Origin of the sequence: Mycolicibacterium gadium, from assembly GCF_010728925.1 — a bacterium.
Lineage (GTDB): Bacteria > Actinomycetota > Actinomycetes > Mycobacteriales > Mycobacteriaceae > Mycobacterium > Mycobacterium gadium.
In genome coordinates this window covers 1,129,301-1,145,123 of sequence record NZ_AP022608.1, presented here as the reverse complement: position 1 = coordinate 1,145,123, position 15,823 = coordinate 1,129,301, and the positions used below count along the sequence as shown (strand labels likewise).

Sequence of the window (15,823 nt, the reverse complement as noted above, 5' to 3'; positions counted from 1 at the left end):
GATGGTGCATTCCGTCGAGATGCTGTTCGACCCGGACACCGATGCGGCGATCCGGAGGAGCTGGGACGACCTCACCGCGGCGGGTGTGCGCAGTCAGGCCGCGCACACGGCGCCCAGCAACAGACCGCACGTCACCCTGGCGGTGGCCGAAAGCATGGACGGATCGGTGCATGACGCGCTGCGGCCGCTGTTGCGGCGGTTGCCGCTTCGGTGCACCGTCGGCGCGCCCATGCTGTTCGGTCGACGGGATTTCACGCTGGTGCGGCTGATCGTTCCGTCAGCTGAGCTGCTGTCCCTGCACGCCGAGGTGCTCGATGCCTGTCTGCCGCACATGCCGAACGGTCCGCTTCCGCACTCGGATCCCGGCCAGTGGACGCCGCACGTGACGTTGGCGCGCCGGGTGCCGGCCGAGCAACTGCAAGCGGCGCTGACAGTGCCGGGTCTGGGACGCGACCTGTCCGCGACAATCGTCCGCATCAGGCACTGGGACGGCAACGCCAAACGCGAGAATCCAATCTAAGAGACTTCTGCACCAACACTTTTCGGTACGCACATCCGCCAGCCGTCGATCAGGAGCTCGCGTAGCTCGTCGAGTTCGATCGCGTCGAGCCGTACCAGAATCCAGTTGTATCGCATCTCCGATTTGCGCGGCAGTATGAACTTGTCGGGTTCAGCGGCGACCATCGCCGCACGCTCCTCCTTGGGAAAGGCGACGCCCATCACCGTCTCGTCGCGTGAGAACGCCGCGTACACGAGCCGTCCCGCGCGGAACCGGATCTCGTCGCGGACGACGGCTTCGTACGACCTCGGCAGCGTCGAGGCGATACTGCGCACATCGTCGACGCTGATCACGGCCCGAATGCCAGCGGTGACCTCTGAGAGACGTTGATGCCGTCGACGAACAGCCGCAGGCCGAACGCGAATCGGGCGCTGGCGTCGTCGGCCAGGACCGACTGCCACTCGGGCAGCTCGGCGCCGGCGGCATCCCATTGCAGCCGCGACTGCTCGTCCACCGTGAACCCGAGCACGTAGTAGACGACCGTGCGGGCGGCCAGCTCGGCATGCGCGGCGTCCACGCCGACCTCGGCAACCGCCTCGGTCAGGACGGCCAGAATCTGTTTCATCGCCGACGACTGGCCCGCCGCGAAGCTGGCCGACACCAGCTCGGCGCCATCGGTGTGCGACAGCAGCGCGTCACGAAGCCGGTTACACACCTCGACGACGCCGCGGGCGGACGGGACGCCGTCCAGAATGCGGTCGGCGATGGCGCCGAGGAGTTCCTGCTTGTTGGCGAAATGCCAATACAGGGCGCCCGGGGACACGCTGAGCTCACGCGCGAGCCGTCGCATCGTGAGGTCGGCGATGCCGTACTCGTCCAGTAGGGCCGCCGCCGCCTCGACCACGTCGCGTTTGTGGAGCTGCACCCCGGTAGCCTAACCTGAACGGTGTTCAAGTGTCGGCTCGCCGACGTGTTCAAGACGAGAGGACTCACGGGTGAGCGACATTCTGGCGAAGGCACGCGACCAGGTTTTGGAGCGCGGCGAAGGCCTCGACCAGGATCAGACGCTCCAGGTGCTGCGCCTGCCCGACGAGAACCTCGACGACCTGCTCGCACTGGCCCACGAGGTCCGCATGCGCTGGTGCGGACCCGATGTCGAGGTCGAGGGCATCATCAGCCTGAAGACCGGTGGCTGCCCCGAAGACTGCCACTTCTGTTCGCAGTCGGGCCTTTTCGCCTCGCCGGTGCGCAGTGCGTGGCTCGACATCCCGAGCCTGGTCGAGGCCGCGAAGCAGACAGCGAAGACCGGGGCCACCGAGTTCTGCATCGTCGCCGCGGTGCGCGGCCCCGATGAGCGACTGCTGGCGCAGGTGGCGGCGGGCATCGAGGCGATCCGCAACGAGGTCGACATCCAGATCGCCTGCTCGCTCGGCATGCTCACCGCCGACCAAGTCGAGCGCCTCTCCGAGATGGGCGTCCACCGCTACAACCACAATCTGGAGACAGCGCGGTCGTTCTTCACCAACGTCGTGACCACCCACAGCTGGGAAGAGCGGTGGGACACCCTGCAGATGGTCCGCGAGGCGGGCATGGAGGTCTGCTGCGGCGGCATCCTCGGCATGGGTGAAACCCTGGAGCAGCGCGCGGAATTCGCCGCCAACCTCGCCGAACTCGATCCTCACGAGGTACCGCTGAACTTCCTCAACCCGCGACCGGGCACGCCGTTCGGTGACCTCGAGGTGCTGCCCGCCACCGAGGCCCTCAAGGCGGTGGCGGCCTTCCGGCTGGCGTTGCCGCGCACGATGCTCCGGTTCGCCGGCGGTCGCGAGATCACGCTCGGTGATCTCGGTGCCAAGCAGGGCATTCTCGGTGGTATCAACGCCGTGATCGTCGGCAATTATCTGACGACGCTGGGCCGGCCGGCCGAGTCCGACCTGCAGCTGCTCGATGATCTGCAGATGCCCATCAAGGCGCTCAACGCCACCCTCTGAGACCGTTCAGTGATGGCGTTCAACGTCTATACGGGCGAGCCTGACGGCACGCCGCTGCCGGCGGCGGCACAACTGGGTCTCGAGCCACCCCGCTTTTGCGCGGAGTGCGGCCGCCGGATGATTGTGCAGGTGCGTCCTGACGGGTGGTCGGCGAAATGTTCGCGGCACGGCCTGACGGACTCGAAGGATCTGGAGCAGCGATGAGCGTGGGTTCACGATGAGTGAGCTTGTCCCGCCGCGTGTTTCGCGCGGACGCGCAGCCCTGATCGTCGTCGCCGGACTAGCGCTCACCGGCGTCGTCATCGGTGCGTTGTGGGCGGCGGTGGCCCCGGCTGTGCACGGCGTGGTGGCGTTGACGAAGAGCGGCGAACGGGTCAGGGCGTATCTCGGCAACGAAGCCGACCACTTCTTCGTCGCTGCCTTCCTGGTGGTCGGCATGTTGTGTGTGATGGCGGTCGTGGCGGCCGTCCTGGTGTGGCAATGGCGTGCACACCGCGGCCCGTTGATGGTCGCGGCACTCGGTCTCGGATCCGCGGCCGCAGCCGGTGTGGCATCGGGAGTCGGTGCGGCCCTGGCGCATTGGCGGTACGGGACCATCGATGTTGCCAGCGCACCGATTTCGCCCGACCATCGCGTGCACTACGTGGTCGAGGCGCCTCCGGTGTTCTTCGGGCACTCACCTCTGCTGATCGCCCTGACCATCCTGTTTCCCGCGGCCACGGCGGCGCTGGTCTACGCGCTCATCGCGGTGTCGATCCCGCGCGACGATCTGGGCGCCTGGCCGCCTGTCGAGCCCGAGATCGACGATGCGATCGCTAGAGCGGGGACCGCTCTACCGTCCGACCCGTGACCACCTTGGCGACGATCTTCGCCAGTCGCGCCATGCCGACATAGGTCATCGGATTCAGCAGCGTCGGCCACTTCGTCCGAACCATGTGCTCGGACAACGGCTTTCCGGCGAACCGATCGATGAGCCAGCGCAATGCCATCGGTGCGGACATGGGGTGCAGCAACATGTGCTCACTGAACATGTCCCGGTGGTAGGTCACCGACGCGCCACCCGATCTGTACATCTCCGCGAGCTCGTCGATGTTCTCGACCGAGATCAGCTGATCGTGGACCGCCTGCACGATCAATACCGGCGGAGCGGGTGCCGCGACGCCGAGCTTGATGTCGGCGAAGACGTGCTGGACCGCGGGGCTGTCGAGGATCTCCTCCAGCGGCCTGTCGAGCATGTCGGCCATGTCCTTTTTGGCCATCCGGACCATCGCCTCGGCGGTCGTCATCGTGTGCAGTCGCTCCAGCAGCACCTTGCCCTCTTCGGTGACGTGCTCCTGGATGAGCCGGTCGAGATCGGGATAGATGTGCGACAGCGCGGCGACGACGAGTGCGGGGAGCCCGGACGCGAATGTGCCGTTGAGTCGGCGGAACGTATGACCGAGATCGCCGACCGGCGATCCGAGTACCGCGCCGACGACGTTCAGGTCTGGCGCGTAGGTGCCGCTCATCTCGGCGGCCCAGGCGGTGGCCAGTCCGCCGCCGGAGTAGCCCCACAGGCCGATCGGCGCATCGGCTGACAGCCCCAGCCGTTTGGAGCTGACGGCGGCGCGCACGCCGTCGAGCACGTGATAGCCGGGTTCGTACGGGGCGCCCCACATGCCCAGGCGGCCCTCGTGGTCCGGCACCGACACCGCCCAGCCCTCAGCGAGGCAGGCGGCGACCAGGAGGAACTCGAATTGTGCGACGGCCCCGGTGGCGTGCGCGTGGCGCCGCAGCGCGTACGACGGGAAGCAGCGTGAGGTCACGGCGTCGATGGCGCACTGGTAGGAGATCACCGGCGTGACGGCCGACGGCGCGCGCTCTGCCGGCACGATCACGGTGGTCGCGGCCGCGTCGGCGTTGCCGTGCATGTCAGTGGTGCGATACAGCAGCTGGGTGGCCCGTGCGCGCTGCGGAATCAGGCCCATGAACGCCAACTCGACGTCCCTGCTGCGCAGGACGGTGCCCGGAGTGGCGTGCTGGAAACCTGTGGGCGGTTCGTAGAAAGGGTCATCGGACGGCAATTGCGGCCGGGCACCGCCTACCAGCTCCTCGTGGGGGACGTGCCCGATCCACTCTGCACCAGCTGCTGGCGCGACGCTGCCCAGATCCATCCGGCCATTCTTGCTTAAGAGAGCACTAAGAAGCCAGCCGACTCACCCGGGCGGGCGTAATGCAGCGAATTCGTCGGTCACTCGGTAGCGCGAGTCGGTGAACCGGTACAGCGCGGCGGGACGACCGCCGCTGCGGCCCGATCGAGCCGTCGTACCGGTGCGGGTGATCACGTTGCGTCGTTCCAGCACGCGTTGCAGATTGGTCGCGTCTACTGGGTGGCCCAGCGCAGCGCTGTAGATGTCGCGCAGTGTCGACACGGCGAATTCAGTTGGCGCCAAGGCGAACCCGATGTTGGTATACGACAGCTTGGCGACCAGGCGCGCAACGGCGTGCTCGACCATCGGGCCGTGGTCGAACGCCATCGGCGGGAGATTGTCGACCGGGTGCCATCGAGTGTCCGGCGGCAATTCCGGGGTAGCGGGGGAGGGCACCAACCCGAGGAATGTCGATGCGATGGTGCGGGTGGCCGGCACGCGGCTCGGATCGGAGAAAACCGCGAGCTGTTCGAGGTGGGCAACCTCACGCAGGTCGACTTTTTCGGCCAGCTGGCGCCGAACGGAGCTGGTCAGATCCTCGTCGTGACGCAGGCTGCCGCCCGGCAGAGCCCATTTTCCGGCCTCCGGCTCCAGTGCACGCTGCCACAACAGCACGTGAAGTGCGGGTTTCGGGGAACCGACAGCTCGAACCTGGAACACGGCGGCCAGCACCTCATGCTCGGTGCTACTATGGGACATGTTTTCGATTGTAAGTCGAAAACCTCGACGGAGGTAAGGAGGCGGCTATGACGGTTTTGGATCGCATGCCCGCTAACGATCTGGTGGACCACATAGTCGCAGGTCCCAACGGATATTCTGGCGTCGACGGCGATCAGGAATGGGCCGCCGAGGTGCGCCGCCTGGCCGGTCTACGCGGTGCGACGCTGCTGGCGCACAACTATCAGCTGCCGGCGATCCAGGACGTCGCAGACCACGTCGGCGACTCCCTGGCGTTGTCGCGCATCGCCGCCGAAGTCCCCGAGGACACCATCGTGTTCTGCGGCGTGCACTTCATGGCCGAGACCGCGAAGATCCTGTCTCCGGGCAAGACGGTGCTGATACCCGATCAGCGGGCGGGATGCTCCCTGGCCGACTCGATCACCGCGGACGAACTGCGCGCCTGGAAAGCCGAACACCCGGGTGCTGTGGTCGTGTCCTACGTCAACACCACCGCCGCGGTGAAAGCCGAGACCGACATCTGCTGCACGTCGTCGAACGCGGTCGAGGTCGTTGCCTCGATCCCCGCCGACCGCGAGGTGCTGTTCTGCCCGGACCAGTTCCTCGGCGCTCACGTGCGCCGCGTCACCGGCCGCGAGAACCTGCATGTGTGGGCTGGTGAATGCCACGTGCACGCAGGGATCAACGGCGACGAACTCGCCGCCCAGGCCCGCGCGCATCCGGACGCCGAACTGTACGTACATCCCGAATGTGGTTGCGCCACTTCGGCTCTGTACTTGGCCGGGGAGGGCGCGTTCCCTGAGGACAGGGTCAAGATCTTGTCGACCGGCGGCATGCTGGACGCGGCCCGCGACACCCGGGCACGCCAGGTGCTGGTCGCGACCGAGGTCGGGATGCTGCACCAGTTGCGCCGCGCCGCACCGGAAGTCGACTTCCAAGCGGTCAATGACCGGGCGTCGTGCAAATTCATGAAGATGATCACCCCGGCCGCGCTGTTGCGCTGCCTCGTGGAAGGCAAGGACGAAGTCGACGTCGATCCCGAGACCGCCCGTCTGGCCCGTGCCAGCGTGCTGCGGATGATCGAGATCGGACAACCCGGCGGCGGCGAGTGACGCGCCAGGCCGCTTGCGGCGGCTCAGGCCGCTTAGCCGGCTACTGGCAACTGCGTGCCGACGTCGTCGTCATCGGCACCGGCGTGGCGGGTCTGTGCGCGGCGCTCGCCGCACACCGTCGGGGCCAGAAGGTGATGGTCCTGAGCAAGGCCGGCGACACCGCCACGTTCTACGCGCAGGGTGGCATCGCTGTCGTGTTACCGGAAGTCCTTCGGGAAGAAGGCGATTCGGTCGACGCCCATGTCGCCGACACGTTGGCGGCGGGGGCCGGATTGTGTGACCCGGAAGCGGTGCGTTCGATCGTCGCCGATGGCTACCGCGCGGTGCGTGATCTGGTCGAAGACGGTGCGCGCTTCGACGAAGCGGGACCCGGACAGTGGTCCCTGACCCGCGAGGGTGGTCATTCGCGCAGGCGGATCATCCACGCTGGAGGTGATGCGACCGGTGCGGAAGTGCAGCGTGCCCTCGACGTCGCCGCGGCTCGGTTGGACATCCGTCGCAACCACGTCGCGCTGGAGATCCTGCACGACGACGGCGCGGTCACCGGTGTCCTGACGCTCAACGACGATGGTCCAGGAATCATCCACACCCGATCCGTGATCTTGGCGACCGGCGGATTGGGGCACCTGTACTCGGCGACCACGAATCCCGACGGTTCGACCGGTGACGGCGTGGCGCTGGCGATGTGGGCCGGCCTGCCGGTGTCCGACCTCGAGTTCATCCAGTTCCACCCGACGATGCTGTTCGACGGGCATGCGGGCGGGAGACGGCCGCTGATCACCGAGGCGGTACGTGGCGAAGGTGCGGTTCTGGTTGACTCCCAGGGCCGTTCGGTGACCGAGGGAGTGCACCCGATGGGCGACCTCGCGCCGCGCGATATCGTCGCTGCCGCCATCGACGCCCGGATGACCGAGACCGGCGATCCCTGTGTCTACCTCGACGCACGCGGCATCAAGAGCTTCAGGAAGCGCTTTCCCACCGTCACGGCGGCGTGCCGCGAGGCGGGTATCGATCCGACGCGTCAAGCCATCCCCGTCGTCCCGGGTGCGCACTACAGCTGCGGCGGAGTGGTGACGGATGTGCATGGGCGCACCGAAGTGGCGGGTCTGTTCGCGGCGGGGGAGGTGGCCCGCACCGGGATGCACGGCGCGAACCGGTTGGCCTCCAACAGCCTGCTCGAAGGCCTCGTCGTCGGCCGCCGGGCCGGAACGGCGGCAGCGGCCCACGCTTCGGATGCCGGAATCGCCACCGCGGCAGCGCCGGAGTCCACGACTCGGCGCGCACTGCCGAGGGCCGAGCTGCAGCGGGCGATGACGCGGTACGCGGCGGTGGTCAGAGACGATGCCGGCCTGCGCTCGCTGGGGCAGGTCTTGGAGACCGCGGCCTCACGGAAGCTCAACTCGCGCAGGGATTTCGAAGATGTGGCGCTGACATGCGCGGCGGGTGCGGTGATGACGGCCGCGTTGGAGCGCACCGAATCGCGGGGTTGTCACCACCGCGCCGACTATCCGACTGCCGACCCGACGATGGCCCGCAGCCTGGTGCCCGCGGTGGTGTGCGTCTGATGGAACTGACTGCCGATGAGCTGACCGAGGCTCGCCGGGTGATCGCCCGCGGACTCGAGGAGGACCTGCGGTACGGCCCCGATGTCACCACGCTGGCGACAGTCAGCGCGGATGCCACGACGACCGCGTCGATGGTCGCCAGGCAACCCGGCGTCATCGCCGGTGTGGACATCGCGCTGCTGGTACTCGACGAGGTGATCGGTGCCGGCGGGTACGTCGTCAAGCATCGTGTCGACGACGGTGAGCGGCTCGACGCCGGCGGGGTGGTGCTGGCCGTCGAAGCGCCGACGCAGGGCTTGCTGACTGCCGAACGGACCACGCTGAACCTGGTGTGTCACCTGTCGGGTATCGCCACCACGACCGCGGACTGGGTGGCCGCCGTTGCGGGTACCGAAGCCAAGATCCGGGACACCCGCAAGACGTTGCCCGGACTGCGGGCTCTGCAGAAGTACGCGGTCCGGGTCGGAGGCGGTGTGAACCACCGGATGGGGCTGGGTGACGCCACGCTGATCAAGGACAACCACGTCGCGGCCGCCGGCTCGGTGGTGGCCGCGCTGCGTGCCGTGCGGGCGGCCGCGCCGGATCTGCCGTGCGAGGTGGAGGTCGACTCGCTGGAGCAACTCGACGAGGTTTTCGCCGAGAACCTGGGGGATCAGGCACTCGTGCTGCTCGACAATTTTCCGGTGTGGCAGACGCAGATTGCGGTGCAGCGCCGTGATGCGCGCTCGCCTGCAACCGAGCTGGAGTCCTCGGGCGGCCTGTCACTCGAGACGGCGGCGGAGTACGCCGGAACGGGTGTGGACTACCTGGCAGTCGGTGCGCTCACCCACTCGGTGACGGTGCTCGACATCGGCCTGGATCTCTAAACAGCACAGGTCATTACGATGGCGCATCGTGAACGCCGTTTCGCGCCGCCTCGTGGTGCTGACCGTCATCAGTCTGGTTGTCGCGGTCGCCGCGCTCGGACTGGCCGCCTTTTCGCTGTATCGGTCGGACCCCGCTAACAGGGACTATGACGCGGCACAGGTCGCCGATGCCAAGGCCAGGGCCTGCGCTTCCGTCGACATCGTGCGACGGGGGGTTTCGCTCAATACCAACCTGATGCCGGCGGGCGGGGCGGGTGACGTCACCGGCGCGCAGGCGGTGGCTGCCAATGCGCGGGTTTCGCTGTACGACGGCGGCCAGTACCTCCTCGCGCGGCTGGACCCCGCGACTCCGGAGGATCTGGCTGCCAAGGTCCGCGAGTTCGCCGAGAACCTGATGGACATCGGCGCCAACGCGACGGCCGGCGTCACGAACGACGATCCCGCGCAGGCGCAGCGACTGAAGAACGCGGACGACGTGAACGCCAGCCTCGAAGAGCTGTGCAAATAGCTATCTGGTGAGCAGCGTGCGCGCGCCCACCTTCGCCGCGTCGAGCGCGGCACTGTCACCCGCGATACGCGACAGGATGAGGGCCCCTTCGAGCAGCGCGATGACGGCGAGCGCCGTCTCATTCGCGTCGGGCTCGGCCCACCCGTCGTCGCGCAGCCGGTCCGCGATGGCCATGCGCCACGCGCGGAATGCCCGAGACGATGCTTCACGAACGAGCGGGCTCGCGTTCACTGATTCGGTCGCGATCGGTTCGATGGGGCAGCCGTCGCGCCGGTCGATCGCCAGCCCCGAGGACATCAGATCGATCCAGCCGTCCACGATGTCGGACACCGGCAACCCGCTGCTGAGGAACTGCCGCAGTCGCGTCTCGATGTCGGTTCCTGCGCTGTCCACCACGGCGGCGGCCAGTTGCTGTTTGCCGTCGGGAAAGTGGTGGTACAGCGATCCGGCCTTGACGTCAGCGGTCTCCAGAATCTGGTTCACACCGGTTGCCGCATAGCCCTGCCTGCGAAAGAGCAGGGCGGCGGCGTCGACGAGTGCGGCGCGGCTCCGATCGGGGCGGGGCATCCCTTGACTTTACTTGAAAGGTCACTCAAGAATACTTGAACGGTCGCTAAAGAAGGGACGCCGATGCAACAGCTGGTATTCGAGGAGATGGGCACCTACGCCTGGCGTGAAACCGCCGAGCCCGTGATCCAAGCCCCCGAGCAGGCCATAGTTCGTCCGACGGTGGTGGCATGTTGCGACCTCGACGTGGCCGTCGCCGAGGGCAGGCTCCCGATGCCGCCCGGACACGCCGTCGGACACGAGGGCATCGGTGAGGTCGTCGCCGTGGGGGATGCCGTGCAGAGTGTGGTGCCCGGCGACCAGGTGGTGATTCCGTTCCAGATCAGCTGCGGGCAATGCCGCGAATGCCGCAGGGGAGTGACGGGATCGTGCGGCGCGCTGCCGCTGATGGCCATGTACGGAATGGCGCCGCTCGCCGGGTTCGACGGTGGTGGATTCATGGCCGATCTGGTGCACGTGCCGTACGCCGACGCGATGCTGGTGCCCATACCGCGCGAGGTGGATCCCATCGGCATCGCCTCGCTTTCGGACAACATCGTCGACGGGTGGCGCGGCGTCGGACCCTACCGGGCCGAACTCGACGCGCTCGATGACGTCGATCGACGTGTCCTCGTCGTCGGCAGGCAATCCATCGGCCTGTACGCGGCGGGACTCGGCGTCACGCTCGGCTACCGCGTCGACTATGTCGACATCGATCGACACCGGCTGGCCGCGGCCGAAAAGCTGGGGGCCACAGTGCATGACATACCCAAGCCGGACAAGTCGCTGGGCAGCTACCCGGTCACCGTCCACACCTCAGCCGACCCCGACGCGCTGGCGGCGACGCTACGCGTGACGTGGCCCGATGGCGCGTGTACCGACACCGGCATCTATTACCAGGGCGCGGTTGAGATGCCGTTGCTCTCGATGTACACGCGCGGGGTCAGGTTGGTCACGGGGCGGGTCAACGCCCGCGCCTTCATTCCCCAGGTCATCGAACTACTCCAGGCGGGCTGCGATGTCACTCCCGCGGTCGACCGCGTGGCGCCGTGGGATGCGGCGGCCGACGTCTGGCCCGCGATGACGGGCAAGACGGTCTTCATGCGTTAGCTCAAGCGATATCGGCGACGAGGATCGCCATCTTCTTCGCTTGTGTGCGCGCCATGAACGGCAGGTCCTGGGCGCCGCCGCTACCGGCGGGCAGGATGCGCGGGTTGACGATGTGGACCATGCGCGAGCCGAAGATCACGTCGGCCTCGTTGGCGGCGAGCACATTCTTGACCCAGTCGGTCTTCCCATGGCCGAGCGTGATCGCGAGGGTGTTGCCCTTACGGAAGGGGGTGACGACGGTTTCGTAGCTCTTGCCCGACTTGCGGCCGCGATGCTGGATCTTCGCGACGCCGGGCATGAACCGCGCGATCCGCTTGACCATCGGGTTCATGTACTTGATCTGCAGGCGCTCGAACGCGGGCGGATAGATCATCGGGACGCCCGGCGCGTTGTTGGGGTGATCCTTGGCGGACATGAATCTGGACACTACGTGACGATGAGAATCGAATCGACGGCCCCGAAGGTGGAGCTAGTGTCGGCCGCATGTCTGAGACAGCGGAGTCTGCCAAGAGCTCTATCGTGTCCGTCTTGGCCCTCATCGTCGCGCTGATCGCGGTGGGCCTGGCCGCCTGGGTATTGATCAAGGACTCGAAGTCGTCCCAGGCAGCTCAGTCCGAAGAGTCGCCTTCCGTCTTCACCGGCTATACTGCCGACAACCCCAAGGCCATGGTCTGCGAGGCGTTCAACATCGTTCGGGCGGGCGTCCAGACGAATACCAACCTGCAAGCCCCGGGCGGCCCCGAGGACGTCACCGGCTCGATGGCCGTCGCCGCCAACGCGCGTCTGTCGCTCGTCGAAGGCGGTCAGTACCTGCTGGCTCGTCTACCGCCGGATACGTCGCCTGATCTGACGGACGCCATCCGCACGTTCGCCAACCGATTGATGGATATCGGGGCTTACTCGATCGCGGGCATCCCGAACTCCGATCCGGCCCAGTCAGCGAGGCTGAAGGAAGCCGACGCTTCCAGCGCCGAGATCGCCGATCTCTGCAAGTAAGCGCGCTGGCGCGACGCTGCGTGGCTCAGCCGATAACGATTTGGCCTGTTCTGGGACAATGGCTACGTGAGTGATTCGTCAGCCCTGCTCGCCCGCATCGATCTGCGGGGCACCGAGCTTTCGGCTGCGCGCCTGAGGTCGGCCCTGCCGCGCGGTGGCGTCGACGTCGATGCGGTGCTGCCGAAGGTTCGGCCCATCGTGAGCGCGGTCGCCGAGCGCGGCGCTGAAGCTGCCCTCGAATTCGGTGAATCGTTCGACGGCGTGCGACCCGCGCAGGTTCGGGTGCCCGCGGCTCATCTGCAGAGCGCGCTCGACGAACTGCCCTCCGACGTCCGTGCCGCGCTCGAAGTGGCGATCGACCGCGCCCGTGCTGTGCACGCCGACCAGCGCCGTACCGACACCACGACGACGCTCGCTCCCGGCGCCACCGTGACCGAACGGTGGGTGCCGGTCGAGCGCGTCGGCCTCTACGTCCCGGGCGGCAACGCCGTTTATCCGTCCAGCGTGGTCATGAACGTCGTGCCCGCCCAGATGGCCGGTGTCGATTCGTTGGTGATCACCAGCCCGCCGCAGGCACAGCCGGGTCCCTTCCACGGCCTGCCGCACCCCACGATCCTGGCTGCCGCGCGGCTCCTGGGCGTCGACGAGGTGTGGGCCGTCGGCGGCGCGCAGGCCGTCGCGCTGCTGGCGTTCGGTGGCATCGACACGGACGGGGCCGAGCTGGCCCCGGTCGACATGGTCACCGGGCCGGGCAACATCTGGGTCACCGCGGCCAAACGAATCTGCCGTTCACAGGTCGGAATCGACGCAGAGGCCGGCCCGACCGAGATCGCGATCCTCGCCGACCACACAGCGGACCCCGTGCACGTGGCCGCCGACCTGATCAGCCAGGCCGAGCACGACGAGATGGCATCCAGCGTGCTGGTCACCACCAGCACCGAGCTGGCCGACGCCACCGATAGGGAGCTGGCGAACCAGCTCGAGACCACGGTCCACCGCGAGCGGGTGGCAGCGGCGCTGAGCGGTAAGCAGTCTGCGATCGTTTTGGTCGACGACCTCGAGGCGGGCATACGTGCAGTCAACGCCTACGCGGCGGAGCACCTGGAGATCCAGACCGTCGACGCCCGCGACGTGGCGGGCCGAATCCGTTCGGCCGGTGCGATATTCGTCGGTGCGTACGCGCCGGTGAGCCTCGGCGACTACTGCGCGGGATCGAACCACGTGCTGCCCACCGCCGGCTGCGCCAGACACTCCAGTGGGCTCTCCGTGCAGACGTTCCTGCGCGGCATCCACGTCGTCGACTACGACGAGGCCGCGCTCAAGGACGTGTCCGGGCACGTCATCACGCTCGCCGAGGCCGAGAACCTGCCGTCCCACGGCGAGGCGGTCCGGCGGAGGTTCGAACGGTGACCGTTGGCAAGAAGGTCACCCTGGACGACCTGCCTTTACGCGAAGACCTGCGCGGTAAGTCGCCGTACGGTGCGCCGCAGTTGCAGGCGCCGGTGCGACTGAACACCAACGAGAATCCGCACCCCCCGACGAAGGCTCTCGTCGACGACGTGACCGAATCGGTCCGGGCAGTCGCGGGGGAGTTGCACCGCTACCCGGATCGTGACGCGGTGGCGTTGCGCGCCGATCTCGCCGCGTACCTCAGTGCGCAGACCGGTGTCGCCCTCGATGTCGAGAACCTCTGGGCGGCAAACGGTTCCAACGAGATCCTGCAGCAGCTTCTACAGGCGTTCGGCGGCCCCGGACGTAGCGCCATCGGGTTCGTGCCGTCGTACTCGATGCACCCCATCATCTCCGACGGGACGCAGACGAGGTGGCTCGTCGCGAACCGTGCCGACGACTTCAGCCTCGACGTCGACGTCGCGGTCGGGGCCATCAAGGAGCACACCCCGGACATCGTCTTTCTCGCCAGCCCCAACAACCCTTCGGGACAAAGCGTTTCGCTGGAGCACCTGCGGCACCTCCTGGAAGCGATGTCCACCGGAATGCTCATCGTCGACGAAGCCTACGGCGAGTTCTCCAGCCAACCCAGCGCGGTCAACCTGATCGACGAGTACCCGAGCAGGCTCGTCGTCACCCGCACCATGAGCAAGGCGTTCGCGTTCGCCGGCGGACGGCTCGGCTATCTCATCGCCGCCCCCGCGGTGATTGATGCAATACTGCTGGTCCGGCTGCCTTACCACCTGTCGGTGGTTACCCAGGCGGCCGCCCGCGCAGCGCTGCGCCACGCCGACGACACTCTGGGCAGTGTGGCCACGCTGATTGCCGAGCGCAATCGGGTCGCGGAGGCGTTGAGCGGCATGGGTTTTCGTGTCATCGACAGCGATGCGAACTTCGTGTTGTTCGGTGAATTCGCCGACGCCTCCGCCACCTGGCAGCGTTATCTGGCTGCCGGGGTCCTCATCCGGGACGTCGGCATTGCCGGCTACCTGCGCGCCACCACCGGACTTGCCGACGAGAACGATGCGCTGCTCGAGGTCAGCGGTCGACTGGCGGCTACCGAACTCGCATCCATAGGAGCACAGTGACCACGTCCCGTATCGCGAAGATCGAACGCAAGACCAAGGAATCGGACATCGTGGTCGAACTCGACCTCGACGGCACCGGCAACGTCAGCGTTGAAACCGGTGTGCCGTTCTTCGACCACATGCTGACCGCACTGGGCAGCCACGCCAGCTTCGACCTGACCGTGCGCGCGAAGGGCGATGTCGAGATCGACGGCCACCACACCATCGAGGACACCGCGATCGTGCTCGGCCAGGCGCTCGGGCAAGCGTTGGGCGACAAAAAGGGAATCCGCCGCTTCGGCGACGCTTGGATCCCGATGGACGAATCACTGGCGCACGCTGCGGTTGACGTCTCCGGCAGGCCCTACTGTGTGCACACCGGCGAGCCGGATCACATGCTGCACTTCACCATTGCCGGATCCGAGGCGCCGTACCACACCGTGGTCAACCGGCACGTGTTCGAAACCATCGCGATGAACGCCCGCATCGCGCTGCACGTGCGGGTGCTGTACGGCCGCGACCCGCACCACATCACCGAGGCGGAGTACAAGGCTGTCGCGCGGGCGCTACGTCAGGCCGTCGAGTTCGATCCGCGTGTCACGGGAGTGCCGTCGACGAAAGGCGCACTGTGACAGCTAAAGTCGTTGTCCTCGACTACGGCTCCGGCAACCTCCGATCGGCTCAGCGAGCGCTGGAGCGGACGGGCGCAGCCGTCGAGGTGACCGCCGATGCCGATGCGGCGATGAACGCCGACGGTCTGGTGGTGCCGGGTGTCGGCGCCTTCGAAGCCTGCATGACCGGTCTGCGGCAGATCGGTGGGGAGAAGATCATCGCCGAGCGGGTGGCCCTGGGACGTCCTGTGCTCGGAGTCTGCGTCGGGATGCAGATCCTTTTCGCGCGCGGGGTCGAGTTCGGCGTGGAGAGCACCGGCTGCGGTCAGTGGCCCGGTGCGGTCATCCGGCTGGATGCGCCGGTGATCCCGCACATGGGCTGGAACGTCGTGGACGCGCCTGCGGGCACCCGCCTGTTCAAGGGTCTGGATCCCGACACCCGGTTCTACTTCGTGCACTCCTATGCCGCGCAGCAGTGGGAGGGCAGCCCGGATGCGAAATTGACGTGGGCCACCCACACCGTCCCGTTCCTGGCCGCGGTTGAGGACGGACCGCTCGCTGCGACACAGTTCCACCCGGAGAAGAGTGGCGACGCCGGGGCTTTGCTTTTGGGCAATTGGGTTGAGGGGCTCTAGG

20 protein-coding genes are annotated in these 15,823 nt (G+C 67.2%); 14 read left to right on the top strand and 6 right to left on the bottom strand.

What is annotated here, in order from left to right:
- Nucleotide 1 precedes the first annotated feature (1 nt).
- On the top strand, nt 2–520 hold the full coding sequence (locus G6N36_RS05580) for a 2'-5' RNA ligase family protein (RefSeq protein WP_163685587.1): 519 nt from the start codon (nt 2–4) through the stop codon (nt 518–520).
- On the opposite strand, the gene G6N36_RS05575 is transcribed toward G6N36_RS05580, so the two are convergent.
- Nucleotides 517–852, bottom strand: coding sequence for an MmcQ/YjbR family DNA-binding protein (locus tag G6N36_RS05575; RefSeq protein ID WP_163685586.1), 336 nt, complete (start codon nt 850–852; stop codon nt 517–519). The two genes, G6N36_RS05580 and G6N36_RS05575, sit on opposite strands and share 4 nt — an antisense overlap.
- Nucleotides 849–1,424, bottom strand: a complete 576-nt coding sequence (locus tag G6N36_RS05570; RefSeq protein WP_163685585.1) for a TetR family transcriptional regulator — start codon at nt 1,422–1,424, stop codon at nt 849–851. The genes G6N36_RS05575 and G6N36_RS05570 overlap by 4 nt, the downstream gene beginning before the upstream one ends.
- Nucleotides 1,425–1,494: 70 nt before the next feature.
- Here G6N36_RS05570 and bioB point away from each other — a divergent pair, with 70 nt between their 5' ends.
- From bioB to G6N36_RS05555, 3 genes are read left to right on the top strand one after another with little or no spacing between them, the layout of a single operon-like run.
- The gene (bioB, locus tag G6N36_RS05565; RefSeq protein ID WP_163685584.1) at nt 1,495–2,490 is read left to right on the top strand and encodes a biotin synthase BioB; all 996 of its coding nucleotides are present in this window, start codon (nt 1,495–1,497) and stop codon (nt 2,488–2,490) included.
- A 12-nt stretch (nt 2,491–2,502) separates the two neighbouring features.
- Nucleotides 2,503–2,694: a biotin synthase auxiliary protein BsaP gene (gene bsaP, locus G6N36_RS05560; RefSeq protein ID WP_083123343.1), complete on the top strand. Its 192-nt coding sequence runs from the start codon at nt 2,503–2,505 to the stop codon at nt 2,692–2,694.
- A gap of 13 nt (nt 2,695–2,707) precedes the next feature.
- Nucleotides 2,708–3,340: a DUF2567 domain-containing protein gene (locus G6N36_RS05555; protein WP_163685583.1), complete on the top strand. Its 633-nt coding sequence runs from the start codon at nt 2,708–2,710 to the stop codon at nt 3,338–3,340.
- Here G6N36_RS05555 and G6N36_RS05550 read toward each other — a convergent pair.
- Both G6N36_RS05550 and G6N36_RS05545 read right to left on the bottom strand, forming a co-directional pair.
- Complete coding sequence (locus tag G6N36_RS05550; protein ID WP_163685582.1) at nt 3,306–4,643, bottom strand: lipase family protein; 1,338 nt, start codon at nt 4,641–4,643, stop codon at nt 3,306–3,308. The genes G6N36_RS05555 and G6N36_RS05550 overlap by 35 nt on opposite strands.
- 42 nt (nt 4,644–4,685) lie before the next feature.
- On the bottom strand, nt 4,686–5,378 hold the full coding sequence (locus G6N36_RS05545) for an NUDIX hydrolase (protein ID WP_163685581.1): 693 nt from the start codon (nt 5,376–5,378) through the stop codon (nt 4,686–4,688).
- 47 nt (nt 5,379–5,425) lie between these two features.
- Here G6N36_RS05545 and nadA point away from each other — a divergent pair, with 47 nt between their 5' ends.
- The 4 genes from nadA to G6N36_RS05525 are packed head-to-tail and all read left to right on the top strand — an operon-like array spanning nt 5,426 to nt 9,408.
- The gene (gene nadA / locus G6N36_RS05540) at nt 5,426–6,469 is read left to right on the top strand and encodes a quinolinate synthase NadA (protein WP_163685580.1); all 1,044 of its coding nucleotides are present in this window, start codon (nt 5,426–5,428) and stop codon (nt 6,467–6,469) included.
- On the top strand, nt 6,466–8,034 hold the full coding sequence (locus G6N36_RS05535) for an L-aspartate oxidase (RefSeq protein ID WP_163685579.1): 1,569 nt from the start codon (nt 6,466–6,468) through the stop codon (nt 8,032–8,034). The genes nadA and G6N36_RS05535 overlap by 4 nt, the downstream gene beginning before the upstream one ends.
- Nucleotides 8,034–8,900 (top strand): carboxylating nicotinate-nucleotide diphosphorylase, encoded by an 867-nt coding sequence (gene nadC, locus G6N36_RS05530; protein WP_163685578.1) that lies wholly within the window; start codon nt 8,034–8,036, stop codon nt 8,898–8,900. The genes G6N36_RS05535 and nadC overlap by 1 nt, the downstream gene beginning before the upstream one ends.
- A 28-nt stretch (nt 8,901–8,928) precedes the next feature.
- On the top strand, nt 8,929–9,408 hold the full coding sequence (locus G6N36_RS05525; protein ID WP_163685577.1) for a hypothetical protein: 480 nt from the start codon (nt 8,929–8,931) through the stop codon (nt 9,406–9,408).
- Here G6N36_RS05525 and G6N36_RS05520 read toward each other — a convergent pair whose 3' ends face one another.
- Nucleotides 9,409–9,975 carry a TetR/AcrR family transcriptional regulator gene (locus G6N36_RS05520; RefSeq protein WP_163685576.1) on the bottom strand — a complete coding sequence of 189 codons (567 nt, stop codon included), beginning with the start codon at nt 9,973–9,975 and terminating at the stop codon, nt 9,409–9,411.
- A 63-nt stretch (nt 9,976–10,038) separates the two neighbouring features.
- On the opposite strand from G6N36_RS05520, the gene G6N36_RS05515 reads away from it, so the two are divergent.
- Nucleotides 10,039–11,064: an alcohol dehydrogenase catalytic domain-containing protein gene (locus tag G6N36_RS05515; protein WP_163685575.1), complete on the top strand. Its 1,026-nt coding sequence runs from the start codon at nt 10,039–10,041 to the stop codon at nt 11,062–11,064.
- A gap of 1 nt (nt 11,065) precedes the next feature.
- Here the strand turns inward: G6N36_RS05515 and G6N36_RS05510 are convergent, their stop codons facing one another.
- Nucleotides 11,066–11,479 (bottom strand): nitroreductase family deazaflavin-dependent oxidoreductase, encoded by a 414-nt coding sequence (locus tag G6N36_RS05510; protein WP_163685574.1) that lies wholly within the window; start codon nt 11,477–11,479, stop codon nt 11,066–11,068.
- 104 nt (nt 11,480–11,583) lie between these two features.
- On the opposite strand from G6N36_RS05510, the gene G6N36_RS05505 reads away from it, so the two are divergent.
- The 5 genes from G6N36_RS05505 to hisH all read left to right on the top strand — a co-directional run bounded on the left by G6N36_RS05505 (nt 11,584) and on the right by hisH (nt 15,822).
- Entirely contained in the window at nt 11,584–12,060 is a 477-nt protein-coding gene (locus G6N36_RS05505; protein ID WP_308205918.1) for a hypothetical protein, read from the top strand.
- Between the two features lie 66 nt (nt 12,061–12,126).
- Complete coding sequence (hisD, locus tag G6N36_RS05500) at nt 12,127–13,470, top strand: histidinol dehydrogenase (protein ID WP_163685572.1); 1,344 nt, start codon at nt 12,127–12,129, stop codon at nt 13,468–13,470.
- Nucleotides 13,467–14,597, top strand: coding sequence for a histidinol-phosphate transaminase (locus tag G6N36_RS05495; protein ID WP_163685571.1), 1,131 nt, complete (start codon nt 13,467–13,469; stop codon nt 14,595–14,597). Before hisD ends, G6N36_RS05495 begins: the two co-directional genes overlap by 4 nt.
- The gene (gene hisB, locus G6N36_RS05490; RefSeq protein WP_163685570.1) at nt 14,594–15,208 is read left to right on the top strand and encodes an imidazoleglycerol-phosphate dehydratase HisB; all 615 of its coding nucleotides are present in this window, start codon (nt 14,594–14,596) and stop codon (nt 15,206–15,208) included. The genes G6N36_RS05495 and hisB overlap by 4 nt, the downstream gene beginning before the upstream one ends.
- Nucleotides 15,205–15,822, top strand: a complete 618-nt coding sequence (gene hisH, locus G6N36_RS05485; protein ID WP_163685569.1) for an imidazole glycerol phosphate synthase subunit HisH — start codon at nt 15,205–15,207, stop codon at nt 15,820–15,822. Before hisB ends, hisH begins: the two co-directional genes overlap by 4 nt.
- Nucleotide 15,823: the final 1 nt, after the last annotated feature.